Annotated in this window: 22 protein-coding genes; 9 read left to right on the plus strand and 13 right to left on the minus strand. The window is 65.8% G+C overall.

Annotated elements, in window-relative coordinates; genetic code table 11:
• Positions 1-95 precede the first annotated feature (95 nt).
• The gene (locus AC1DEK_RS17595) at positions 96-1,073 is read left to right on the plus strand and encodes a DMT family transporter (protein ID WP_478126554.1); all 978 of its coding nucleotides are present in this window, start codon (positions 96-98) and stop codon (positions 1,071-1,073) included.
• Between the two features lie 6 nt (positions 1,074-1,079).
• Here the strand turns inward: AC1DEK_RS17595 and AC1DEK_RS17600 are convergent, their stop codons facing one another.
• The 4 genes from AC1DEK_RS17600 to AC1DEK_RS17615 form a co-directional block, all read right to left on the minus strand.
• A complete protein-coding gene (locus tag AC1DEK_RS17600) occupies positions 1,080-1,268 on the minus strand; it encodes a hypothetical protein (protein ID WP_478126555.1) in 189 nt (62 codons plus the stop codon).
• Positions 1,269-1,397: 129 nt separating this feature from the next.
• Positions 1,398-2,957 (minus strand): cation:proton antiporter, encoded by a 1,560-nt coding sequence (locus tag AC1DEK_RS17605; RefSeq protein ID WP_478126556.1) that lies wholly within the window; start codon positions 2,955-2,957, stop codon positions 1,398-1,400.
• Between the two features lie 67 nt (positions 2,958-3,024).
• On the minus strand, positions 3,025-3,975 hold the full coding sequence (locus AC1DEK_RS17610) for a glycosyltransferase family 2 protein (protein WP_478126557.1): 951 nt from the start codon (positions 3,973-3,975) through the stop codon (positions 3,025-3,027).
• Positions 3,976-3,996: 21 nt separating this feature from the next.
• Complete coding sequence (locus tag AC1DEK_RS17615) at positions 3,997-5,157, minus strand: DegT/DnrJ/EryC1/StrS family aminotransferase (RefSeq protein ID WP_478126558.1); 1,161 nt, start codon at positions 5,155-5,157, stop codon at positions 3,997-3,999.
• 261 nt (positions 5,158-5,418) lie between these two features.
• Between AC1DEK_RS17615 and AC1DEK_RS17620 the strand changes: the two genes are divergently transcribed.
• The 3 genes from AC1DEK_RS17620 to AC1DEK_RS17630 are packed head-to-tail and all read left to right on the plus strand — an operon-like array spanning position 5,419 to position 7,712.
• Positions 5,419-6,324: a S1C family serine protease gene (locus AC1DEK_RS17620; RefSeq protein ID WP_478126559.1), complete on the plus strand. Its 906-nt coding sequence runs from the start codon at positions 5,419-5,421 to the stop codon at positions 6,322-6,324.
• The gene (locus AC1DEK_RS17625; protein ID WP_478126560.1) at positions 6,321-6,704 is read left to right on the plus strand and encodes a helix-turn-helix transcriptional regulator; all 384 of its coding nucleotides are present in this window, start codon (positions 6,321-6,323) and stop codon (positions 6,702-6,704) included. Before AC1DEK_RS17620 ends, AC1DEK_RS17625 begins: the two co-directional genes overlap by 4 nt.
• Positions 6,705-6,719: 15 nt before the next feature.
• A complete protein-coding gene (locus AC1DEK_RS17630) occupies positions 6,720-7,712 on the plus strand; it encodes a S1C family serine protease (RefSeq protein WP_478126561.1) in 993 nt (330 codons plus the stop codon).
• 168 nt (positions 7,713-7,880) lie between these two features.
• Here the strand turns inward: AC1DEK_RS17630 and AC1DEK_RS17635 are convergent, their stop codons facing one another.
• The 5 genes from AC1DEK_RS17635 to imuA form a co-directional block, all read right to left on the minus strand.
• Positions 7,881-8,513: a hypothetical protein gene (locus tag AC1DEK_RS17635; RefSeq protein ID WP_478126562.1), complete on the minus strand. Its 633-nt coding sequence runs from the start codon at positions 8,511-8,513 to the stop codon at positions 7,881-7,883.
• A 20-nt stretch (positions 8,514-8,533) separates the two neighbouring features.
• The gene (locus tag AC1DEK_RS17640; protein WP_478126563.1) at positions 8,534-8,887 is read right to left on the minus strand and encodes a hypothetical protein; all 354 of its coding nucleotides are present in this window, start codon (positions 8,885-8,887) and stop codon (positions 8,534-8,536) included.
• 494 nt (positions 8,888-9,381) lie between these two features.
• On the minus strand, positions 9,382-12,735 hold the full coding sequence (locus AC1DEK_RS17645) for an error-prone DNA polymerase (RefSeq protein ID WP_478126564.1): 3,354 nt from the start codon (positions 12,733-12,735) through the stop codon (positions 9,382-9,384).
• Entirely contained in the window at positions 12,728-14,137 is a 1,410-nt protein-coding gene (locus AC1DEK_RS17650; RefSeq protein WP_478126565.1) for a Y-family DNA polymerase, read from the minus strand. The genes AC1DEK_RS17645 and AC1DEK_RS17650 overlap by 8 nt, the downstream gene beginning before the upstream one ends.
• Positions 14,106-14,903, minus strand: coding sequence for a translesion DNA synthesis-associated protein ImuA (gene imuA / locus AC1DEK_RS17655; protein ID WP_478126566.1), 798 nt, complete (start codon positions 14,901-14,903; stop codon positions 14,106-14,108). The genes AC1DEK_RS17650 and imuA overlap by 32 nt, the downstream gene beginning before the upstream one ends.
• 106 nt (positions 14,904-15,009) lie before the next feature.
• Here imuA and AC1DEK_RS17660 point away from each other — a divergent pair, with 106 nt between their 5' ends.
• The 4 genes from AC1DEK_RS17660 (at position 15,010) to AC1DEK_RS17675 (ending at position 17,697) form a co-directional block, all read left to right on the plus strand.
• Positions 15,010-15,846: an isocitrate lyase/PEP mutase family protein gene (locus tag AC1DEK_RS17660; RefSeq protein WP_478126567.1), complete on the plus strand. Its 837-nt coding sequence runs from the start codon at positions 15,010-15,012 to the stop codon at positions 15,844-15,846.
• 26 nt (positions 15,847-15,872) lie between these two features.
• Positions 15,873-16,802 (plus strand): aldo/keto reductase, encoded by a 930-nt coding sequence (locus tag AC1DEK_RS17665; protein WP_478126568.1) that lies wholly within the window; start codon positions 15,873-15,875, stop codon positions 16,800-16,802.
• Positions 16,803-17,037: 235 nt separating this feature from the next.
• Positions 17,038-17,238, plus strand: a complete 201-nt coding sequence (locus AC1DEK_RS17670) for a hypothetical protein (protein WP_478126569.1) — start codon at positions 17,038-17,040, stop codon at positions 17,236-17,238.
• Positions 17,239-17,244: 6 nt separating this feature from the next.
• Positions 17,245-17,697 carry a DUF1772 domain-containing protein gene (locus AC1DEK_RS17675; protein WP_478126570.1) on the plus strand — a complete coding sequence of 151 codons (453 nt, stop codon included), beginning with the start codon at positions 17,245-17,247 and terminating at the stop codon, positions 17,695-17,697.
• A gap of 3 nt (positions 17,698-17,700) precedes the next feature.
• On the opposite strand, the gene AC1DEK_RS17680 is transcribed toward AC1DEK_RS17675, so the two are convergent.
• The 4 genes from AC1DEK_RS17680 to AC1DEK_RS17695 all read right to left on the minus strand — a co-directional run bounded on the left by AC1DEK_RS17680 (position 17,701) and on the right by AC1DEK_RS17695 (position 21,575).
• Positions 17,701-19,071 (minus strand): NAD-dependent succinate-semialdehyde dehydrogenase, encoded by a 1,371-nt coding sequence (locus tag AC1DEK_RS17680; protein ID WP_478126571.1) that lies wholly within the window; start codon positions 19,069-19,071, stop codon positions 17,701-17,703.
• Between the two features lie 52 nt (positions 19,072-19,123).
• Complete coding sequence (locus AC1DEK_RS17685) at positions 19,124-19,582, minus strand: DUF6496 domain-containing protein (protein ID WP_478126572.1); 459 nt, start codon at positions 19,580-19,582, stop codon at positions 19,124-19,126.
• A gap of 157 nt (positions 19,583-19,739) precedes the next feature.
• On the minus strand, positions 19,740-20,642 hold the full coding sequence (locus AC1DEK_RS17690) for an alpha/beta fold hydrolase (RefSeq protein ID WP_478126573.1): 903 nt from the start codon (positions 20,640-20,642) through the stop codon (positions 19,740-19,742).
• 120 nt (positions 20,643-20,762) lie between these two features.
• Positions 20,763-21,575 (minus strand): DODA-type extradiol aromatic ring-opening family dioxygenase, encoded by an 813-nt coding sequence (locus AC1DEK_RS17695; protein ID WP_478126574.1) that lies wholly within the window; start codon positions 21,573-21,575, stop codon positions 20,763-20,765.
• A gap of 90 nt (positions 21,576-21,665) precedes the next feature.
• Between AC1DEK_RS17695 and AC1DEK_RS17700 the strand changes: the two genes are divergently transcribed.
• A complete protein-coding gene (locus tag AC1DEK_RS17700; protein WP_478126575.1) occupies positions 21,666-22,553 on the plus strand; it encodes a LysR family transcriptional regulator in 888 nt (295 codons plus the stop codon).
• The last annotated feature ends 331 nt before the right edge of the window (positions 22,554-22,884 follow it).

Consider the following 22,884-nt stretch of genomic DNA (forward strand, 5'->3'; position numbering starts at 1 on the left):
CGCTTTTCCTGAGGCCCCGGTCCAAAGAAACGAATGGTCGCCGGCCGCTTCCGCGCCCATGCTCCAGGCATCGAATTCAATGCCTGAGGCACTCTATGACAAATCATCCCCGTACGCTCGGCATTGCCGCACTGCTGCTTGCCACATCCGCCTGGGGCGGCATGTTCCTCGTCAGCAAGGGCGTGCTGCACCACGTCGACCCCTTCTGGCTCACGCTGATCCGCTACAGCCTGTCAGCGATGCTCTTTGTCGCGCTGCTGGCGCCACGCGGCGCCGCGCCGTGGATCAAGCTGCAAGCGTATGCGGTTCCGCTTGCAATGCGAGGCTTGGCGGGCTTCGGGGTCTTCAGCGTGATGCTGCTGACCGGGCTCGCGCATTCGGTACCGTCGCACGGGGCGATCATCATGGCCACCACGCCGATGACGACGCAGTTGCTGCGCTGGGCGCTCGACGGCATTCGCCCCTCCAGGGTCACCGTCCTGACGAGCCTGCTCGCATTGGCCGGTGTCGTCATCGTCTCCGGCGTCTTGTCGCCGCATGGCGCGGGCACCGGCGAGTCCACTGCCTTCGGCGATGCGATGGCCTTCTTCGGCACGCTCGGGTGGGTCTGGTACACACGCGGCGCCGCGCAGTTTGCCGACAGGCTCGATGTCGTCGAATACAGCGCACTCACCGTCGTCGCCTCATGGCCGCTGCTTGTGCTGGGTGCCGTGGTCGCCACCGCCACGGGAGTGGCCGATGTTCCGAGCGCCTCCGGACTGATGCTGTCGTGGCACGCGCTGGCCTATGTGGGCCTGATTTCTTCGGCGGTGGCCGTGCTTGCCTTCAACTACGGCGTACGCACCATGGGCGCTGTCACCGGCACCGCTTTCCTGAACTTCGTCCCCGTCTCGGCGCTGTTGATGAGCGTCGCGCTCGGCAAGCTGCCTTCGGCGAACGAACTCCTGGGAATGTCCATGGTCGTTGCTGCACTTCTGATCCATACCGCGAGCACCCGCACAGCCGCTGCGTCCGCGCGCCTCAATCGGCCAGCGGCGCTCGCAGCATCGGGAGTCTGCCGCGCGGCTTCCTGAAGCGGGCTAGAAGAGATCGAGGCCGGCTGCCACCATGAATGCAATGCCGGCCGAGACGCTTGCCCAGTGAGCGACGTTCGCGAAAAGATCCCAGCCACAGTACCTGTCCTCTGCGCTGTGGGCGAAGAATTCCGCGATCGCGTCGCCGCCCTTGTTGTCGCCCGCGACCTCTGCACGTTGAAAGTCCATTGTCATGACTGCCACCTCGTGCTTCATCGTAGGGCCGGGGCGGCGCTTGCTTCGATGAAAACGGCGGGCAGCATTGATGCGGACTGGACATCAATGAAAGAAGAAGGCGCCCACCAGAAGCCGCCCGATGCGGCATCAATCGCGCCTGCCGCCGCCCGCGCTCAGTTCGGCCCAATCGAGCTCCTGCACCAGCACGCGAAACGCATCGTCGCCGATGACATCATCGCGCCGCATCTCGAAGGCACGCTGCCGGGCGACCGCGATGGCGCGGCGCCTGAGCGGCCCGCCGGGGACTTCGTCGATCCTTGCCTCGCGGGATTCGCTGGTGTTCAGTTCGACCACCGCGCCGTATTCCTTGCGAAGCAGCTTCGCAGGCAGCGTCTCGTCGTCCTTGATTGCATCGAGCAGCGCGCCGTACGCATTCGCGCGCCCCAGGCGCACTTCGCGACCGACGGGATCGTCGTCGGTCAGGCCCAGGCGCTTGATCAGAGGGCCGATGGTCAGTCCCTGAAGCACCAGCGTGCCGAGCACCACTGCAAACGCGCACAGCAAGATGAGATCGCGATAGGGAAAGGGCGAACCGTTCGGAAGCGTCTCCGGAATGGCAAAGGCCGCCGCCAGCGTGACGATGCCGCGCATCCCCGCCCACGAGAGCACGACCGCACTGCCGACGACGGGCCGGGCCGGAACATCCTCGCGGCTTGCACGGCGATGCGTCAGCACCTTGTAGCTCATCACCCATGCAAAGCGCGCGGCGATAGTGACGCAGAGCACCACCGCCGCGGTGACGACCGCGTCATTGCGCGAACCGCCGGCTTCGAGACGCTGCCAGATGGGCCGCAACTGCATGCCGATCAGCACGAACGCAAACGCGTTGAGCACGAAGACCACCGTCTCCCACACAGCGAAGATCGGCACGCGCATGTGCGCCGGCATTTGCGTGCCACCGCGGCGCGCCACCGTCATGGCATAGGCCACCAGCGTCAGGATGCCGGAAAGACCGATCGCCTCGGCGGCAATCCAGACCCCGAACGTGAGCGAGAACTGAATGATCAGCGCAATGGGCACTTCACGAAGCCCGCTCGTCAGCGGCCGCAACACGAACGCGCAACCGACGCCGGCCGCGAGGCTGCCGAACACCGTCAGCAGGAACACCGGCGCGAAACTGCCGAAGCCCAGATGGCCCGCCACCACGCTCATGATCGCGAGCCGGTAGACCAGCAGCGCACTCGCGTCGTTCAACAGGCTCTCGCCTTCGAGGATTTTCAGCAGCTTGTGCGGCAGCTTGACCTGCCGCATGACCGCTGTTGCGGCGGCGGCATCGGGCGGCGCGACGATCGCGCCCAATGCAATCGCCACCGGCCACGGCATCTCGGGCACCAGCCAACGCGCAACAAGTGCGACTGCCAACACCGTGGTGCCGACCGCCGCGAGCACAAGCCCGGCGATCGGGCGCCAGTTCATGCGCAGGTCGCGCAAGGAGGTGTCGTATGCCGCATCGAGCAGCACCGGCGCGACGAAGAGTGTCAGCGCGAGTTGCGGATCGAGCGTCCAGTTCGGGCTGGCGGGAACGAACGCGAGCGCGGCACCACCGAGCGCAAGAAAGGTCGGATACGGTGCGCCCACCTTGCGTGCGAGCGCGGCGAGCAGCGCCGCGCCAAGCAGCAGCATGATGATCCATTCGAAAGTGGCCATGATTGCGTCGCGATGAGTTTTTTTCGAGGCGGCATGCTACCGCCTCCAGACTGCGACGCGTTGCGGCTCACTCCTTGTAGCGCAGGGCCCAATGCCACAGCGAACGCGGCGTGGACAGCATCACCAGCACCCAGGCCGAGCGCAGCGTGAACCGCTGCCACCATGGAATGTGCGGCGACAGGAACGCGCGCCATCCGTTCATCCGCTCTCCGTCCCGCACATAGCGGCTTGCCACGACCAGCATGTGGCGATAAAGGCGCTTGGCCCTCGCCTTTTCGAACTCGGCCGGCACGCGCAGCTCGCGGGCGAGTTCGAACGCCCGATGCGCGTCCACGCCACGTCCGCTGCTGGTGACCGACCCTTTCTGCACCCTGTAGCGCGAGACCGGCTCCGCAACCAGACGCGCCCAGTTGCCGCTGTTGGCCAGCCTCACCGAGAAGGCCCAATCCCCGACATTGCCGTCGCGCTCACCTCGCATGAGTTGCAGATACGTGGCCTTCTCCACCAGATAGGCGTCCGCGGGGATGGACTCCGTGAGGCACCATTCCCACACAGGGCGGGCACCGCCCGGCCCGTCCCTGCCGTACCAGAAGTCGTTGCTCGCCGAATTCCACGTGTCCACCGCACCGGACTCGTCGATGATCTGCTGCTTGCCGAACCAGAGCTTCACGCGCGGGTCGCTCTCGTTGGCACAGGCATCGGCCAGCGCTCGCAAGGCGAAGGGGCGGAGCAGATCGTCGTTGTGCAGGAAGAGCAGATGTTCGAAGCGCGCCTTCGATGCCAGAAACCAGTGATTGGGATAGATCCCCTTGGGCGGATCGCTCGGCACGTATTCGATGAGCTCTGCCAGCCCGCTCGCGGCAACGGCCGCCCGGTTCGCGGGCCAGTAGCGAGGCGGACTGTCGTCGCCGATGATGATCTCGCCGATCAGCGCGCGGTCTTGCATCGCGATGCTTTGAAGCGCTTCGCCGAGCTGCTCGGGTCGGGCGTATGCCGGAATGAGGATGGAGATCTGCACGATGCGACATCCCCGAGCGCGTCACTGCAGGACCCGTCGCACCGCCTCGATCACGTCGTCGACATCCTCATCGGTCAGCTTGGCGGAAAGGGGCAGCGAAACCGTCTGCCTGCCCACGCGCGTGGCGTGCGGCGTATCTTCAGGCCGCCACCCGAACGTGTGCTGGTAGTACGGGTGCTCGGTCAAGGCGAGATAGTGCACGCCGATGCCGATGCCCTGCGCGGTCATCGCGTCGAGGAACTCGTCGCGCGCAATGCCGCATCGCGCCTTATCGACCTGGATGCTGAAGAGGTGATGGGCGTGACGCGTATCGGGTGCGATCTCCGGCGGCAGCTCGATGGGCAGGTCGGCCAGTTCTTCCATGTAGCGTTCCCAGATCGCCTTGCGCCGCTGCCAGTACGCCTCGACGCGTGCGAGCTGCTTCAGGCCGATGGCAGCCTGCAAGTCCATCATGTTGTACTTGAAGCCCGGCGCGACGACGTGATAGTGCTTGTAGCCTTCGTCACCGAATCGTTTCCATGCATCCTTGGTCATGCCATGAAGACCGAGCACCTTGATGGTGGCTGCGTCTTCCTCCCTGCGCGCGAACACCATGCCGCCCTCGCCCGTCATGAGGTTCTTCGTCACGTAGAAAGAGAAACAGCCGAAGTCCCCGATCGTCCCGACGTTGCGCCCGCGGTACTCGGTTTCGATGGCGTGAGCGCAGTCTTCGATGACCTTGAGGTTCTGGTCGCGTGCCATCGACATCAGCGTGTCCATCTCGCAAGGGCGGCCTGCGAAATGGACCGGAACGATGGCGCGCGTTCGAGAAGTCAGTTTGGCGCGCACTTGGGAGGGATCGATGTTCAGCGTCTTCGGATCGATGTCGGCAAGCACCGGCGTTGCGCCTGCGTGAATGATCGCGTTGGCCGTCGCGCAGAAGGTCATCGGCGTCGTGATGACTTCGTCGCCAGGCTGGACGCCCGAAGCCAAGAGCGACAGATGCAATGCCGCGGAGCACGAATTCAGTGCCACGGCATGCGGCGCGCCGCGGTAGCGGCCGAACTCCCGTTCGAACTGCGCAACCCGAGGGCCAGTGCCCAGCCAGCCGGAGCGCATCACGGCTTCGACTTCACGAATCTCGTCTTCCTCGATCCTCGGCGAGCCGAAAACCATGAAATTGTCTTTGCCGCGCACGGACATCTGGCACCTCCCTCAAGGGTCTGGATCAGCGGATCAGCCAGTGACTTGCTCTTGTCGCGTTGTTTTTAAACGTTATTTCTTGACGTTGGGCTGGCTGCCCTCGTCTTTAACCCCGATTTCGTAACCAGGTTTGTCGGACGATGGCGCTTGATGGCGTCCGCAAGCCGGGTGGTGTGCCCCGGCCGACCCTGACCCTGCCCAACAGGGCAGTAGCGGCAAGCCCTTGCGGCTTCACACAATGAAGCCATCTAAGGAGCTCCCATGGCCGATATCCGCGAAACCCCCCGTTCTTTCTCTCTCGAACAACTGTCGGCAGCAATGGCTGACGTCGTCGCCGCTGCAGCGGGCAGCGTGGTCGCAGTGCATGCCGGGCGCGCGCGCACCAGCGGCATTGCGTGGCGCGACGGGCTGGTCGTCACCAGCGAAGAAGCACTGCCTGACGACCTGACGGGCACGACCGACCTGACGGTGCGCCTGCCAGGCGGAGCAAGCACCAAAGCTACGCTCGTCGGGCGCGATGCCGGCACTGACGTTGCGCTGCTTCGTCTCGAAAGTGCTGCGCCTTCCCCGGTCACGTTCGATGCAATGCCGGTGCGCGTCGGTTCGATCGCGCTTGCAATCGGGTCTTTCGACGGCACGCCGACCGCGGCTGCTGGCTTGGTTGCGCTCTCCGGCCCCGCATGGCGCAGCCTGCGCGGCGGCGAAATCGACGCACGCATCGAACTCGGGCTCACGATGCGCCGCAGCGCCGAAGGCGGACTGGCGCTCGATGCGCTGGGCCGTGCCATCGGCATGAGCGTGTTCGGGCCGCGCCGGCGCGTGATCGTCATTCCGGGCGCGACCATCGACCGCGTCGCCGCACAGCTTGCCGCCCACGGGAGAGTGCCGCGCGGCTATCTCGGCGTGGCGCTCCAGCCAGTGAAGGCCGGGCCGGAGGGCATCGGCGCGATGGTCATGAGCATCGACGGCGACGGCCCCGCTGCGGCAGCAGGACTGCATCAAGGCGACGTGATCCTCGCCTGGAACAACGAACCGCTGCGCAGCGTGCAGACGCTGTTGCGCTCGCTGGGACCCGCCAGTGTAGGCACCATCGTCAAGTTGTCGCTGCAACGCGCCGGGCAGCCGACAGAAGCACAAATCACCATCGGCGAAAGGCCGGCCGATTGAACAAGACGAGCACCACGGATGCGATCGTGATCGCGGTCGATGTCGAAGACGCCGAATTGTCCGAACGGCTGCTGGCATCGCTTGCGGACGCTCCCGGTGTGCGCATCGCGCGGCGTGGCGAGCCCGCGGATGTCGCTCTGGTTGTGGCCAACGCCAACCCCGAGACCGACTCGAATGCAGACAGCTCCCTGACGCGGCGGGAACTCGAAGTGCTGGCGCTCATGGCCGAAGGCGCATCGAACAAAGGCATCGCGCGGCGATTGGGCATCTCCGTCCACACGGCCAAGTTCCACGTGGGCTCGCTGCTCGACAAGCTCGACGCCACCGGCCGCACGGATGCAGTGGCACAGGCCGTCCGGCAAGGCGTCATCCATCTCTGAGGTCATGAGGTCATCATGTTTGACGACAACACACCTTCCATCCTCACCAGCGGCGAAGAGGCCGAGCCGGCCCAGGACGCGCTCATCGATGCCTACTCGCACGCGGTCGCAACCGTGGCCGACAGTGTGGGTGCGGCTGTCGTGCGCGTACAGGGCGGTTCCGGGCGCCGCAGCGGTCTCGGCTCCGGCGTGGTGATTGCCGGCGACGGATTGGTGTTGACGAACAGCCATGTCGTCGGCGGTGCGCGCCGGGTTCGCATCGGGCTTACTGAGGCGGGCGACCGGGAAGCCGAAGTCCTGGGCGACGATCCCGCAACCGATCTCGCGCTGCTGCGCGTGGAACTGCCGCGCGGCGCGGCAACGGCGAAGCTGGGCGATTCAAAGGTGCTGAAACGTGGGCACTTGGTGGTGGCCATCGGCAATCCGCTCGGTTTCGAATCGACGATCACCGCGGGCATCGTCTCGGCGCTGGGCCGGTCGCTGCGCTCCCAGAGCGGACACCTGATTGACGACGTCATCCAGACCGATGTGGCGCTCAACCCGGGCAACTCCGGCGGTGCGCTGGTGGCTGCCTCGGGGCTGGTGGTGGGCATCAACACGGCGATGATCGCCGGTGCGCAGGGCCTCGCTTTCGCGGTGTCGAGCAACACGGCGCGCTTCGTGATCGGCGAGTTCATTGCCCACGGCCGCGTGCGGCGCGCGCATCTGGGCATTGCGGCGCAGACAGTCCCCATGTCACGGCGGGTGGCGCTGGCGATTCATTCAGGCGCGCACGCCGTGCGCATCGGCGAAGTGCAGTCCGGGAGCGCGGCGGATCTGGCGGGCTTGCGCGTCGGCGACATCCTCATCGCGCTCGACGATGTCGTCGTGCGGGGCGCGGACGACTTGCTGCGGCTGCTGGGTGCCGAGCGCGTTGGGCGACCTGTTCAGGTGTCGCTGCTTCGCGAAGGCAAGCTCATCAAGCGCACGGTGACCGCGCACGAGCGGCCGGCGCCGCCATTTTCGTGAAGACGGCAACCGTTCCCCGCCGCTGCGCTTCTTCGAATCGCGTTGAACTCGGAGCGGTTCGCCGCAACTACCCTTCCTTTTTAGTCATTCAAGCTGCTTTGCGAGCGTGAGGCATCGCGGGAGTGGTGCGCGAAATGCCGGATGGCGGTGCCCGGAAGACGCCGCCGTTTACGGTTCGCAGGTGTCGTAGTTGGGGAGAGTCGTGCTGCTGCCGGAACGTGCTTTGTTGTATTGCATGTAGCGCTCCGCGCGCTGCCGGGTATTTGCGGTCATGGCTTCGATCTTTCCCCCCAACTTGGAGAACTGCGCATGGGGAGTAAATCTGTCTCCACCGCAGTTGACCGCAGCCATGATTTTTTCTCCCGCTAGTTGCACTGCAGCCTTGTCCGTGAGGTCAATGATCAGAGTTTGCTGAATAGCGCTCGCATTCTGCGTAAGCGCCTTGCGCTGCGGCTCGGTCACGTCGAGCGTGCCGATCCAAGTCTCGATATCGTCGCGTACGCCATTCTTGTTGGCGTCCGGCCCTGCAATGTCGGACGAACGATCCAGTGTGGGATAGCCCCCTTTGCGCTCCAGCTGTTCGCTCTGCTGGGCGAGCGTGAGACTTCCCGGCGCAGTGGGCGACGAACCGAATGACGAGCCAGACGACGGTTCGGACGAGCTACCGGTCGATGACGTGGACGAACCTGTGCCCGCTCCGAAGGAGCCTGAGCCACCGCCACTACCGCCGCCGCAGGCCCCAAGAATTGCTGCCAAGAGAACGCCACCGATGAGCGATTTCAAAAATCCTGCCATTTTCATTTCTTCTCCCCGTATAGAACCTAGAGCTTGCCGAGCACGGCCTGAACCATCCCGTTGATCTTTTCCCGCGCCGCACGGGTCGGGTCAAGATAGGTGTCAACCAAGGTATGTCCGCTCAGGTCGCTCTTGCTTGCTGGCAGATTGATGTTGATTGGCGCCACAGCGCTGATGCCCTGAACACGCAGACCATTGATGACGAGATCGATATCGGCCAACAGGTGTTCGCCTCTCTGCGTCGGCGAAGCCGGGGCAACGTGAATCACACCGGCCTTGGTGTCCGGGTGACTGCCGCGAAGCCCGTCATAAGCGCTGTTCACGAACAGATTGCCTTGCGAATGCGCGATGAGCGCGAAGGAATAGTCTTCGTCGGCCAAGCCCCTGAGCTTTTGAAGTTGTGCCGCCACGTCCGCAGCGGTGGGCGGATTGCGCAGTACTTGAAGGCACCGCGGAACCCACGAATGAGATTCTGGTTTTCCGCCTGACAGGCTTCTGCCTCCGTGGCGACGTTGAACACGGGTGGTCTTTGTTGCCTATCGGCCTCGTAGAGGTCCAATACTTCGCCATATCTGGCCGGCCATGTCACTGGAGCCGCATGGGCGGCAGTTCCATGCAATGCTAGGAAGGCCACGAATGCCAGAACCACCAAGGATATTGGCGTGCTGGCTGCTGCGAGCCATCTGCGCAATAGGCCGGCATTGCTTAAGGCAAAGCCCCGGGCGGGGCACGCGCGGAAATGCGATCGGCGCTGCGCCGACCGCGAACGGTTCGTCATATTGAATCTCCCTGAATCTTTTTTTTACCGGCGCAACTGCGCGTCGGCGCGGCCACTATAAGCCAGGGACCTCACGCAAAAGCGAGCAAGCCTGAGTCAATGAAAGTCGCGGCTGCTGTTGCTTTGAGCGAGCCTTCCCAGCAGCGGCGTCAGATCCTTGAATCCGGTCGCCACCACATGCCGCACCTCGCCTCCGGTGTCCATGTCGCGCTGCCAGGTGCCCTGCACAGCCAGCAGCTTCGCCTTGAGCACCTGCTCGCGCCAAGTCTCGACCACGTGGCTCCAGACGATGATGTTGACGTTGCCGGTCTCGTCTTCGAGCGTGACGAAGATGGTGCCGTTGGCGGTCTGCGGACGCTGGCGGACTTGCACGATGCCGCAGGCGCGCACGGTCCGTCCGCTGGGCAGTGAACGGAGTTGCTCCGCGCTCATGAGGTTCATGCGCGCCAGCCGCGAGCGCAGGAGCGCCAGCGGATGGCGGCGCAGCGTGAGGCCCAACGATGCGTAGTCGCCGACGATCTCCTCGCCTTCGGACGCAACGGGCAGTTGCAACGCCGGCTCGTTGATCGGCACACCCTTGAGCAGCGCGGGCGCGCGGCGCTGCGCGGTTGCATCCCACACCTGCTGTCGACGATGGCCGGAGAGCGCCATCAGCGCATCGGCCGCGGCCAGTGCCGCCATGTCCTTGCCATCGAGTTCCGCACGAAGCGCAAGGTCTTCGGTGCTGGTGAAAGGCGCCTGCGCACGCGCGGCCAGAAGACGTTTGGCGCCCGCCTCGCTGAGGCGCGAGACGCGGCGCAGACCCAGGCGCACGGCTGGCTGCGGCGCGCGCCCCAGCCGATCGGCATAGCGAGCCTCGGTGCCAGTCGGCATGCGCGGTGCATCGGGCGCGCGAGCTTCGAGGCTGCTGTCGAATTCGCTCGTCGTCACATCGACCGGCCGCACCTCGACGCCATGGCGCCGCGCATCCTGCACGAGCTGCGAAGGGCTGTAGAAGCCCATCGGCTGGGCATCGAGCAATGCGGCCAGGAAGCAGGCGGGCTCGTGATACTTGATCCACGAGCTCACCGATACCAGCAGCGCAAAGCTGGCCGCATGGCTTTCAGGAAAGCCGTAGTCGCCGAAGCCGAGCACCTGCTGAAAGATCGCCTCGGCAAACGGGCGCTCGTAGCCCCGCTTGACCATGCCGTCGACCAGCTTGTCGTGGAACTTGTCGAGACCGCCCTTGCGCTTCCAGGCCGCCATGGCGCGGCGCAACTGATCGGCCTCGTCGGCCGAGAACTCGGCCGCGATCATGGCGATCTGCATCACCTGTTCCTGGAAGATCGGAACACCCAGCGTGCGCTCCAGTGCGACGCGCAGTTCTTCCTTCTCGTACTTGATCGGCAGCCCCTGGCGCAATCGATCGCGCTGCTTGAGGTAGGGATGCACCATGCCGCCCTGGATGGGCCCGGGCCGGACGATCGCCACCTGGATCACCAGGTCCTCATAGGTGCGCGGCTTCAGGCGCGGCAGCATCGACATCTGCGCCCTGCTCTCGATCTGGAACACGCCGACAGTGTCCGCGTCGCAGATCATGTCGAACACCGCATCGTCATGGGGGATCTGGTGCATCTGCCGCGTCGTGCCGCGCCAATGGTTCATGAGTTCGAGCCCACGCCGGATGGCGCTGAGCATGCCTAGCGCGAGCACGTCGACCTTGAGCATGCCCATCGCTTCGAGATCGTCCTTTTCCCACTGGATGACCGAGCGGTCTTTCATGGACGCCTTTTCCACCGGCACCAGGCGCGTGAGCCGCGTGTGCGTGAGCACGAAGCCGCCGACGTGCTGGCTCAGGTGGCGCGGAAAACCCCTGAGCTCCCGCGTGAGCTCGATCCATTGCAGCAGCTTGAGCTCGTCCTCCTGCACGCCCACGCGCTCTGCGGCGGCGCGCAGTTGCTCGCCCAGCACGGCTTCGTCGAACCAGTAGTGGTCCTTGGCGAATTCGTCGACGAGCCGCGCATCGATGCCGAGCGCCTTGCCCACGTCGCGCAGCGCACTGCGGGCGCGATAGCAGATGACGACAGCAGCAATGGCTGCGCGTTCGCGCCCGTATTTTTCATAGATGTACTGGATGACTTCTTCGCGCCGCTGGTGCTCGAAGTCGACGTCGATGTCGGGCGGCTCGCGGCGATGGCGGCTGAGAAATCGCTCGAACAGCAGATGGCCTTTGTCCGGGTCGATCGCAGTGATGCCCAGGCAGAAGCAAACCGCCGAATTGGCCGAGGAGCCGCGTCCCTGGCAAAGAATGTCTTTCGAGCGGGCAAAGCGGACGATGTCCTCGACCGTGAGAAAGAACATCTCGTATTCGAGCTCGAGGATCAATCGAAGCTCGCGCTCGATTTGCAGCGACACCTTCTCCGGGATGCCCGAAGGATATTTGTCGCGCGCGCCCTCCCAAGTCTTGCGCACCAGCGTCTGCGCCGGCGTCTCGCCATTGCCGACGCTTTCGAGCGGGTACTTGTAGTTCTCCCGGATCACCTCGGGATCGAAGCGGCAACGCCGCGCCACTTCGAGCGTGTTCGCCAGCATCTCGTCGGTGTAGAGCGCGGCCAGCCGCACGCGCTGGCGCAGATGCCGCTCGGCGTTGGACTGCAATGCGAAGCCGCATTCAGCCACCGTCTTGCCTTCGCGCACGGCAGTGAGCACGTCCTGCAGCGGCTTGCGCGCGCGTGCGTGCATGTGTACGTCGCCGGCCGCCACGAGCGGCACGCCGGACCGCTCGCCGGCTTGGAACAGCGTGACGAACCAGAGGTCGTCATCGAGTTCATTGAGCATCTCCACCGCCAGCCACAGGTTGCCGTCGAACAACGCCTTCGCGGCCGAGAGGTCTTCGTGCAATTGCTCGATGTCGATGGCGCCGCCGGGCTTTCGGTCGGGCACGAAAAGAATCTGGCAGTGCTTCAGCGAAGCGACGTCGCTGCCGTCCCAGGTCACCCGGTATTGGCCTTTGGGCAGCTCGGTGGTTCGCGCGGCGGTGATGAACTCGCAGAGGTTGCCCCAACCTTCGGTGTCGTTCGCGATGACCACGAGCCTGAAGCGATCGAAGCGGAATTCGCTGCCGAACAGCAGGCGGAAATCAGGGTTGCGCGGAATGGGCGGCTCGTCAGGATGTTCGCGCTCGTAGACATCGAGCTTGGCGGGCAGTTCGCGCAGGCCGACGTGCGCACGCACCACACCGGCCACAGAGCATTCATCGGTGATTGCAAGCGCCGTGTAGCCGAGCTGATAGGCGCGCTCCACCAGTTCTTCGGGCGTGGAGGCACCGCGCTGAAAGCTGAAGTGGGTCAGGCAATGAAGCTCGGCATAGCCCGGCAGTCCGGGCGCGGGCGGTTGCCGCTCCGGCTGCGGCAAGGCGTGTACCTCGGCGAGCGTCAGCGCACGGGTTTTCTTGCCGCTGAGTTCAGGCATAGAGGCCTTGCAAGTACCAGCGGACCTCGCCTTCGGCGAAGCAGGCGGTCGAGCGCTCGCGGAAGATCCACACCAGGCCGGCTTTGGGGCTTTCGGCGACGTAGTAGTCGCGCACTGCGGGTTGGCCGCCCTCTTCCACGCCGCCCCACCAGCCTGCTTCGACGCGCTGGGGGCCGATCAGCCTGCGCAGCGGTCCTTGGTAGCAGGGGCGCTCGCCGTCCATCTCAAGAGGCAGCGGCTCCGGCAACAACCACCCCGGGTAGATGGACTCACCCCCAGGCTTCGCGCACTTCGTGTCGCTTTGCCTACCCCCTTGCAGGGGGCAACACTGGTGGACCGGCGGAGCCGGTTCCACGGTGTTTCTGGAAGGGCGCTGTTTTGGGGCTTGCAGGGCGGGTTGCCACACTTGCATGCGTTCGGGGCGGTGGTCGGGCTGTAGCTTGGGCACCAGGACTTGCTGGGGGCCCAGGCGTGCGCTGAGGCGCTCTACCATTTCGTGGAGTTTGTCGCCCTTGCGGTTGTCTTCGGGCAAGAAGCTGGTGCTGGCGCCGGCCCAGGGGTCGGTTTCGAGCGAACGCAGGCGCAGCCAGCTTGCGGGGGCCGCCAATGTGGTGAGCGCGAGTTTCTCGGCCAGGAGCCGGCGCAGGTGCGCCATGTCCTGCGTGGGCTCGGCAGTGCGCACGGTGATGTTCTGGTGCGGCGGCAGGTTCACGCCGTTGAAACGCTTGAGGTCGAGCGTCCATTCGAGTTCGAGCGCGCGTGCCCCGCGCTGGCGTGCGCGCAGCCAGATCTGCAGCCCCGCCAGCAGACGGTTGGCCGACCACATGAGCTCGTTGGCGCCTTCGGCCAGCGCAGGCAGTTCGAGCTTCTGCTCGAAGACGTCGGGCAGGCTGAGCCACGCATGGCTTTCGGGACGCGAGCCCCAGGCGATGTCCAGCGCATTGCGCAAGCCGGTGCCAAAGCGCCGGGACAAGCCGCCGCGCGGCAAGGCGGCCACATCGCCCCAGGTGCGGCAACCCAGGCGCGCGAGCAGTTCGAGGTGCTCGTGCGCGGCGCTCAATGTGTCCAGCGGCAGGCCGGCGGGCATGTCGTCGGGCCGGCGTTCGCCGCGCACGAAAAGACGCAGCCGCGCCAGCGCCTCCAGGCTGGTCGCGCCCTGCGCTCCTTTCAGGGCCGCGTCGGGCGCAGGGTTGGCGCTGGTGAGTTGGCGCATCAGGCCCAGCCGACCGCCCCAGAGTCTTTCGCAGGCGGAGACTTCGAGCATCAGCGCTTCGTCCTGCCAGGCGACGTGCGGCGTGAATTGCAGCGCCCACCAGCCCAGGGCTTCGGCGGGCGGAAGGGGCGGCCCGGCTTGTGGCGGCCCAGCGGACTCAGGCAACCACTGCAAGGCGATCCAGTGCATGGCGTCCTTCTTTCCAGGCATCGATGTGCACTACCGTGGCGGCATCGTGCGCCGGGGCCGTGCCCTGCTGTTGCAGGCGCAGCTTGCGGCGCAGCCGGGCGGCGGCGAGCAAGGCGCTCATGCGCTCGCTGCGTGCCGGCAGCATCACCGGGGCCGCAAGCGGCGGGCCGCGGCGCTTGAGGATGTGGAGTTCGATCTGGGCCGCATCGGCCTCGCTGCGCATGATCTGCAGCCGCAGCCGCGCCGGAGAGGCCGTCTGTGCCACCGACCAGGGCCGGCAGACGAACAACACCGCATCGTGCTGCGCGGCCGCCAGCTGGAGCCGCCGCAATTCGCCGACCCGAGCCTGCGGCAACCAGGCCAGCACGGCGCCCACGTCGGCGCAGCGCAACGCCTGCTCGCAGGCCCACAGCCGCGCGGCTGCGGCCTCGCTCCGAACCCACATCAGCGCCTCGGGCCTGAGGCCATGCGCGGCCAGCGAGGCGCCGAAGGGCTCGCAGGGTGCGCCGATCAGCACCACCGGCCCGCCCCGCGCTTCCGCCGCCTGCACCAGACCGGGCAGCACCAGCTGCCAGAGCGGGTCTTCAGGCGCCGCCTGCAGCAGTTCCGTCATGGCGCCGACCGGCCAGCCGCCGCCCGGCAACTGGGCGTCCAGCGCAGCGTGGCCGGTCCCGATGACCTGCGCATCGGCGCTGCCGAGTTCGTCGGCATGCCAGACGCCGCGTCCGGCGCCAGCGGAAAAAGAGTCGAGGAAAGGAAGGCCCATGATCAAAAGGTGAATAACTGTATTTTCATCCAGTATTTTCAGCCCTGCAACCGGAAGGACAAAAGAGAAAAGAGAGACACTGGCACGCCAAAAAGGAGATTTCTTCATGACTTCATCCCCGCAGCTTTCCCAAGCCGACAAGGCCAGGACCTTCCGCGCCCTCCACGAATCCACCGAGGGTTTCATCATTCCGAACCCCTGGGACGTCGGCACGGCGCACCTGCTCGCGGGGATGGGTTTCAAGGCATTGGCCACCACCAGCGCCGGCCTGGCTTTCTCGCTCGGCCGGCCCGACAACGCCATCTCGCGCGACCACGTGCTCACGCATCTCCGAAGTCTTTCGGCCATCGACCTGCCCGTGAGCGCCGACCTGGAAAACGGCTTCGGCGACGCCCCGGAGGAAGTCGCGCAGACCATTCGGCTCGCAGCCGAGGCGGGCGTCGTCGGTGGATCGATCGAGGACGCCACCGGCCGCGCCGACGATCCCATCTATGCCCGCGACCTTGCGGCGGAACGCATTCGCGCCGCCGCGGAAGCGGCCCGCGCGCAGCCCTTTCCCTTCACCCTCACCGCGCGCGCCGAAAACCATCTTCACGGGCGCAACGACCTGGCAGACACCATCGCGCGCCTGCAGGCCTACCAGGAAGCCGGCGCCGATGTGCTCTTTGCGCCCGGCCTGGTCACGCGCGAAGACATCTCCACCGTACTGCGCGAGATCGATCGCCCGCTGAATGTGCTGATGGGCCTGGGCGCCGTCACGCTCGACGCGAAGACGCTGTTCGGACTCGGCGTGCGCCGCATCAGCGTCGGCGGTTCGCTGGCGCGCGCCGCAATGGGCGCCTTCCTGAACGCCGCCAACGAGTTACGCGAGCACGGCACCTTCACCTACGCCAGCAAGGCGGTGAGCCATCGAGAAATCAACGCGATGTTCTCAGCGCATTGAACCGGCAACGACCGGGATAACGGGCGATGATGGCCAATGACCTTCTCCTCACGCGCACCCAGTTGCTGCGGCTGGGCATCGCGCTCTGCGCCGGCGTCGCACTCCCTGGATTCGCGCAGCAAGGCAGATCGAAGATGAACACTCGCCCCATGCCCTCCACGAAGGAAGCCCTGCCGGTGGTCGGCTGCGGCACCTGGATCGGATTCGACCAGCGGCCCGGCACCGCCGCCTACCAGCAGCTTCCCGGCGTGCTCGAAGCGTTGTTCGCGGCCGGCGGAACCGTGATCGACAGTTCGCCGATGTACGGCCGCTCCGAAGAAACCACCGGCGAATTGCTGGCCGAATCGAAGCAGCGCGACAAGGCCTTTCTTGCGACCAAGGTCTGGACCTCGGGCCGCGAGGCCGGCATTGCGCAGATGGAGAAATCTTTCGAGCGGCTGCGCACCGAACGCATCGACCTGATGCAGGTGCACAACCTCGTCGACTGGAAAACCCATCTCGCCACGCTGCACGGCTGGAAGGACAAAGGCCGCGTGCGCTACATCGGCATCACGCACTACACCGAATCAGCGTACGGCGAAGTCGAAGCCGTGCTGCGTGCGCAGAAGCTCGATTTCTTGCAGATCAACTATTCGCTCGATGCGCAAGGCGCCGCGCAACGATTGCTGCCCCTGGCGGCCGAACGCGGCGTGGCGGTGATCGTCAATCTGCCTTTTGGTGGCGGCGGGCTGCTGCGCAGGCTGCGCGACAAACCCGTGCCAGTCTGGGCGACGGAGATCGGTTGCACGAGCTGGGCACAGGTGCTGATCAAGTTCGTGCTGAGCCATCCGGCCGTGACCTGCACCATTCCCGGCACCAGCCGAGCCGAGCACATGGCCGACAACGCGGCGGCCGGCACAGGGATCTTGCCGGACGCGGCATTCTGGAAAAAGAACCTGGCGTCGTTGCAGATCTAGGCACTGGGCTATCCGACGGATGGCAGCCAGAGATGCACCGTCGCAGCACACTCGAATTCCTCGCGCCTTTCAGGGGCTTGCCAATTGCCGAACATGTCCGTTGGGAGCGTCGCCGTTCCCTCCCCTTCGCAAACCAACTTCGCGGGAGCCAATCATCATGAATCATCGACATCAGCGAGAACGACAAAGCGGCAGGGAAGCGCGAGCGGCGTGCTGAAGATTGAATAGTCATGACATGACCATCCAATGGGACGAGCTCCGGGCCGCGTATGACGAGTGGCGCGCGGAGCGCGACAAGTACGACCGCTGGATGACGGTGCTGGCGGCCGCCGAGCCGTACGACAAGGCCGAGCTGCAGAAAGACATGGAAGAGCTCGATGCGAGGCACAAGGTCTTTCTGGAGAAGATCAGGCCGTTCGTCCGGTCGCTCGCCTAGTTTGCGATGAGCACGAGGATCGTCCAGTTCCTGGCCATCCTGATTGGCGCGCTCGCGCTGATTCCTTCAGGCGCGCACCTGGCTGCGCTTCCGAACAAGATCGGCCTTGACCAGTCGGAGTATTTTCTGGTCCAAGGCATCTATCGCGGCTGGTGGGTGCTCGGGCTGTTCTGGGTTGCGGCGCTCGTGGCGAACATCGTCCTGGCGATCGTCGTTCGCTCGCAAGCCGGACCGTTCTGGCTTGCGCTGTGCGCTGCAGCCTGCATCGTCGCCATGTTCGCGATCTTCGTCGCCTGGACCTTGCCCGCCAATCAAGCGACGCAGAACTGGACCGATGTCCCAGCCCATTGGGAGTCATTGAAACGCCAGTGGGAGTACTCCCATGCGGCAAATACGGCCATCGTGTTCATCGCTCTCTGCCTGGTTGCTGCGTCGGCGCTGTCCTGGCGGCAGGCGTGATGCCTATGCCGCCACCCACACCGTCTTGATGTTCACGAACTCCCTGATGCCGTAGCCCGACAGCTCGCGGCCATAGCCGCTGTCCTTCATACCGCCGAAGGGCAGCCTCGGATCGGAACGGACGGCGTCGTTGACGAACACGCATCCGGACTCGATCGACTCGGCCGCGATGCGCTCGCCGCGGCCCAGGTCGCGCGTGAAGATAGCGGCGCCAAGCCCGAACGAGGAGTCGTTGGCGGTGGCGATGGCCTCTTCCTCGTTGCGCACCGGAATGACCGCCGCTACAGGGCCGAACAGTTCCTCGTCGTAGGCCGGCATGCCCTTCGCAACATCGGTCAGCACGGTCGGCGGATAGTAGGCGCCCGGTCCCTCCGGAATCTTGCCGCCGAGCAGGCACCGCGCGCCGCGCTGCACGCTCTGCTCCACCTGCCGGTGCAGGGCCTCGCGCAAGTCGTGCCGCGCGAGCGGGCCGATTTCCGTAGCCATGTCCAGCGGATCGCCCTGCCGCGCCGCTTTCATTTTCTGCACAAAGCGCTGTTCGAACTCCTGCCGCACCGGCTCGACGACGACGAAGCGTTTGGCGGCGATGCAGCTCTGGCCGCCGTTGACCAGCCGGCCTTTGGTGCAGACGCTCGCGGCGAGCTCGATGTCCGCGTCTTCCAGCACCAGATAGGGGTCGCTGCCGCCCAGTTCGAGCACGGTCTTCTTCAGCATCTCGCCGGCCTTGCGCGCCACTGCGCTCCCGGCCGGGCCGCTGCCGGTCAGCGTGACCGCGCGCACCAGCGGATGCTCGATGGCCGCGTCGACCTGCGCACTGCCGATCAGCAGCGTTCGAAACAGGTGCTCGGGAAGGCCGGCTTCACGCAGGATCTGCTCGATCGCGAGCGCGCAGCCCGGCGTGTTCGATGCGTGCTTGAGCACCGCCGCGTTGCCGGCCATCAGCGCCGGAGCGGCGAACCGGAACACCTGCCAGAACGGAAAGTTCCAGGGCATCACGGCGAGCACGACACCCAACGGATTGAAGGTGACGAAACTCGCGCGCGCCTCCGTGTCGACCGGCTCACGCGCCAGCAGCCGCGCGGCGTTGTCGGCAAAGAATTCGCAGCAGCCGGCACACTTCTGCGCCTCGGCAATGCCGTCGCGCAACGGCTTTCCCATTTCGCGCGCCATCAGGCGGGCCCAGGTGTCGGACTTCGCGCGCAGTATCTTTGCCGCCTCACGCAGGAGCTGCGCACGCTGCTCGAACGATGTACCGCGCCAGGCCAGGAACGCCTGGTGCGTCTTGCCGATGATCTCGTCGACGGCAGCGCGCGACATCTGCGCACGCGTCTCGAGCTTTTCGCCGGTGGCGGGGTTCATGGATTCGATGGCCATGTGGCTGGGCTCCTTCCGGGTGAATGCAATGCGCCGGCCGGGCAGCGCCCGGTTACCTGCCGGCCTTGTGCGCGGCCCGTGTCCGAGCCGCCTTGCGCGCCGCTGCCGAGCGCTCTGCCGCGGTGCGCTCCTTGGACACGGCCTTTGCATGGCGGGCCAGCGCCGGCTTCGACGCCGCTGCCGGGCTCTCGTGCTGCAGGGCGCCGATGGTCGCGCGCGAGCGCTTGCGCGACACCTTGGCATCGGGCTTGCGGCCGGCTTCCAGCGCATGCTGCGCGCTGTGCCGCGTTTTCTCGGAAGCTTCACCCTTCTTGGGCGGAGGCAGGTCGACGCCGGCGCGCCGCGCCTTGGACAAGCCGATCGCGATGGCCTGCTCGGGCGAACGCGCCCCGTGCTTGCCTTCACGGATGTGCTCGATCTCTTCCCGAACGAACTCGCCGGCCTGCGTGGTCGGCGCCTTGCCTTCGCGCTTGTCGCGCCTGGCGCGCTCGATGGTTTTCTTCTCGGGCATGGTGGATCTCCTGCAGTTGGAGTTTCCGGAGCGGCGCGAAGGGCTTCGCACTCCGCTGCCACGAACGATCACTCTAGGCCGACGATCCGCGGCGCGTGTAGGGCGCCGCGAGCGCATCGGTGTAGGCCCCCAAGCTACCCGGGCCCGCAGCTCGGATCTACGCAAGAAAGCGCAGCAGCAGCGCGTTGACCTCGGCCGCGCGCTCGAATTGCACCCAGTGCCCGGCGTTTTCGACCACCGCACCTTCGCGCAACGGATGACCGGCAACGAGCTTCTCCACCAGAGGACGCGCGTCGGCCGTGACGTCGTGCTCGCCCCAAATCAGCAACTGCGGCCCGCCGATGGTCTCCAGTGCCGCCTGCAGCCCTCCGGAGAGCGAGATCTCCTTGCTGCGAAAACGCGTGCCGTGGCAGGAGATGTCATGAATGGCAAAGGCCAGCGCGTCGATGGCCGCCCTGTCGTGCAGCATCAGCGCGGCCAGGTTGTGCAGCAACGCGGCGCGTTCCTCGTCGCGATCCTCTGCGGCGCGCCAGTTGATCATCTCGACGGTCATGCGGCGCAGGGTGCCGTGCCCGCCGCTGCCCATGAGCACCAATCGCCGAATGCCGCCGCGCCGTTCGCCGAACTTCGATGCGACCAAGCCGCCGAAGGAGAAACCGCCGAGGTCGATCTCGCTGCCCGCGCCGACAAGGCTGTCGAGCGTCGCGCCCAACGCGCCGAGCACCACATCCAGCGATGACTGGCCGGGCGCCGGCTCCGGCGGAGTGCCTGAATCATTGAAGCCCGGCAGATCGGGCAGCCACAGCGTGTGTTCGGCCGAAAGCGCCTCGATATTGCGCAGCCAGTGCATCCAGCTGCCGTGGCCGCCGTGCAGCAGCACCAGCGGCGGACGCGAATCGTCGGTGCCGAAACGCCGCCACCGCATGCGGACGCCGTCATGCTCCACGTCGTAGTGGGTGGAAAGCGCGTCGACGCGCTCGATCAAGCGGACGGCGTCCGCCTCGGCTTGCGGTTCAAAGGTCGAGTAGTAAGGCACCGCCCCATTGTGACGCGCCGCCACTCCCAGCGCCGCGAGGAGACCTATTCGCAGGCACCCGCGGAACCGGCTTTGCCGGGCCGCAGGGGTGCGCCCCCTTGAGGGGGTGCTGAGCCACACGCAGTGGGCGAGGCTGGGGGTGGGCTATCCAAACCTGAAGCTCGACACCGCAATGCCGCCCATGAACTCATCCTCGTGATAGATGCGCTCGCCGGCTTCGCCCTCTGCGGCGCCGACGGCGACCATCAGCGGAATCAGGTGCTCCTCGCGCGGATGCGCAATGCGTGCGGCCGGCGCCGTCGCCCAGCGCAACAGCTTTTCGTCGCGCTCGCCCGATTTCGCGTGGACGACGGCCTCGTTCAGCCAATCGTCGAACGCCTTGGACACATCGCGCGCCTGCGGGCCGAACGCGCGCAGGTTGTGATAGCTCAGCCCGCTGCCGACGATGAGCACGTTTTCATCACGCAGCGGCGCGAGCGCGCGGCCGAGCGCCAGATGTTCTGCCGGATCGAGCCCGCGCCGCAGCGACAACTGAACCACAGGCACTTCTGCATTGGGGTAGATGGCCGCCATTGGCGAGAACGTGCCGTGATCGAAGCCGCGCTCGGGATCCGTCCGCGCAGGCAGGCCCGCAGCCTCGATCAGGCCCTGCACGCGCCGCGCAAGTTCCGGCGAGCCGGGCGCGTCGTAGTGCACGCGATAGGTATGTTCCGGAAAGCCGCCGTAGTCATAGATCATGGGCGGCCGCGGATTGCCCATCACCGTGAAAGCCGGTTCCTCCCAATGCGCCGAGATCATCAGGATCGCGGCCGGATTGCGGCCGATCTGGCGCGGCATGTCGGCCAGCGCGGCTTCGAGCTTGTCGTAGGTGGGGCCCATTTCCTTTTTCATCCACGGCCAGGGGCCGCCGCCGTGCGAGATGAAATAGGTGGGAAGTCGTGGGTTGATGTTGCTCATGGATCACTCCTTGAGAGCGAGTCTAGAGATTTCCGCATGAGAAATCGATGGGCTACGATGCATCGATTCGTTTCTCCACAGGAAATCGACATGGACCGCCTGACAAGCCTTCGCGTGTTCCGCGAAGTGGTCGAATCCGGCAGCTTCGCCGCAGCGGCGGAGCGACTCGGAATTTCGCCGCCGATGGCGAGCAAGCATGTGGCACAGCTCGAAAAGTCCCTCGGTGCTCGCCTTCTTCACCGTTCCAGTCGCCATCTGAGCCTCACCGAAGCCGGACAAGCCTGGTACGAGCAAAGCAGCCGCGCGCTCGACCTGCTCGATGCGGCCGAGGCGGCCATCGGCCAGACCAGCGCCACGCCGCGCGGGCAGCTCAAGGTGAGCGCGCCCGTGTGGTGCGCGACGCCGCGTTTCGCAAACGTACTGGCCGGCTACCGCGACCGATACCCTGAAGTCGTGGTCGACATGCATCTGGAGAACCGCAAGGTCGACCTGGCGGCCGACGGCTATGACCTCGCACTGCGCGCGACGCAGGAGCCCTCGCCCGCGCTGATCGCAAGGCCCCTGTGCAAGCTGCAGTTTCATCTGGTGGCTGCGCCTTCATGCATCGCGCGCAGCGGGCTCCCGGCTTCGCTGGCCGATCTCGCGAAGCTCGATGCCATCGTCCCCAGCTACGTGAACCTCGAGGGCTTCACACTCAAAGGCCCCGGCGGCAGGCAGGCACCATTGCGCTTGCAGCCGGTGATGAAGTCCGACGACACCAACCTGACGCTGCATTCGGTGCACGCAGGCATCGGCATCTCGTTCCTGCCCGAATGGCTGATCGACGACGATCTGGCCGCGGGGCGGCTGGTGCGTCTGGTGCCCGACTACGCAGCGCCGCCAGTCACCTTGTTCGCGGTGTATACGAGCCGGCAATATATGGCGCCCAAACTGCGCAGCTTCATCGATTTCCTCGGCGCGCGATTGGGCACGGCCTAGCGCGCAGCCTGCTATCCAGCGGTCAACGCTTGCTCGGCACGGAACATGGTTCGTCGGGTATTTCGGAACAGGGGCCTGACTCGGCTGCTCCACGAGGTGTGCCGCACCTCGAGCCATGCCGGATGCTCCAGCGTCGCCGGCGTGGTCAAGTCATAGCAGGCGATGTAGCGGGGCGCGCCGGAGTTGCGACGAAAGCGCCTGGCCAAGACGGTGCCCGGCACCCGCGCCAACCCGGGTAGATGCTCCTGCTCGTACCAGGCATTGAATTCAGCCTCGTCCTGTTCCGCCACGTCGGTTTCGACGACATAGTGGTACGTGGCCTTCTCCAGCC

Source organism: Variovorax sp. 10N420, from assembly GCF_056394705.1.

Coding starts and splice junctions, on each gene's coding strand:
- AC1DEK_RS17595 (WP_478126554.1), top strand. CDS start 96: ATGACAAATCATCCCCGTACGCTCGGCATTGCCGCACTGCTGCTTGCC.
- AC1DEK_RS17600 (WP_478126555.1), bottom strand. CDS start 1,268: ATGACAATGGACTTTCAACGTGCAGAGGTCGCGGGCGACAACAAGGGC.
- AC1DEK_RS17605 (WP_478126556.1), bottom strand. CDS start 2,957: ATGGCCACTTTCGAATGGATCATCATGCTGCTGCTTGGCGCGGCGCTG.
- AC1DEK_RS17615 (WP_478126558.1), bottom strand. CDS start 5,157: ATGTCCGTGCGCGGCAAAGACAATTTCATGGTTTTCGGCTCGCCGAGG.
- AC1DEK_RS17620 (WP_478126559.1), top strand. CDS start 5,419: ATGGCCGATATCCGCGAAACCCCCCGTTCTTTCTCTCTCGAACAACTG.
- AC1DEK_RS17630 (WP_478126561.1), top strand. CDS start 6,720: ATGTTTGACGACAACACACCTTCCATCCTCACCAGCGGCGAAGAGGCC.
- AC1DEK_RS17635 (WP_478126562.1), bottom strand. CDS start 8,513: ATGAAAATGGCAGGATTTTTGAAATCGCTCATCGGTGGCGTTCTCTTG.
- AC1DEK_RS17645 (WP_478126564.1), bottom strand. CDS start 12,735: ATGCCTGAACTCAGCGGCAAGAAAACCCGTGCGCTGACGCTCGCCGAG.
- AC1DEK_RS17650 (WP_478126565.1), bottom strand. CDS start 14,137: ATGCACTGGATCGCCTTGCAGTGGTTGCCTGAGTCCGCTGGGCCGCCA.
- imuA (WP_478126566.1), bottom strand. CDS start 14,903: ATGGGCCTTCCTTTCCTCGACTCTTTTTCCGCTGGCGCCGGACGCGGC.
- AC1DEK_RS17660 (WP_478126567.1), top strand. CDS start 15,010: ATGACTTCATCCCCGCAGCTTTCCCAAGCCGACAAGGCCAGGACCTTC.
- AC1DEK_RS17665 (WP_478126568.1), top strand. CDS start 15,873: ATGATGGCCAATGACCTTCTCCTCACGCGCACCCAGTTGCTGCGGCTG.
- AC1DEK_RS17670 (WP_478126569.1), top strand. CDS start 17,038: ATGACCATCCAATGGGACGAGCTCCGGGCCGCGTATGACGAGTGGCGC.
- AC1DEK_RS17675 (WP_478126570.1), top strand. CDS start 17,245: ATGAGCACGAGGATCGTCCAGTTCCTGGCCATCCTGATTGGCGCGCTC.
- AC1DEK_RS17680 (WP_478126571.1), bottom strand. CDS start 19,071: ATGGCCATCGAATCCATGAACCCCGCCACCGGCGAAAAGCTCGAGACG.
- AC1DEK_RS17685 (WP_478126572.1), bottom strand. CDS start 19,582: ATGCCCGAGAAGAAAACCATCGAGCGCGCCAGGCGCGACAAGCGCGAA.
- AC1DEK_RS17695 (WP_478126574.1), bottom strand. CDS start 21,575: ATGAGCAACATCAACCCACGACTTCCCACCTATTTCATCTCGCACGGC.
- AC1DEK_RS17700 (WP_478126575.1), top strand. CDS start 21,666: ATGGACCGCCTGACAAGCCTTCGCGTGTTCCGCGAAGTGGTCGAATCC.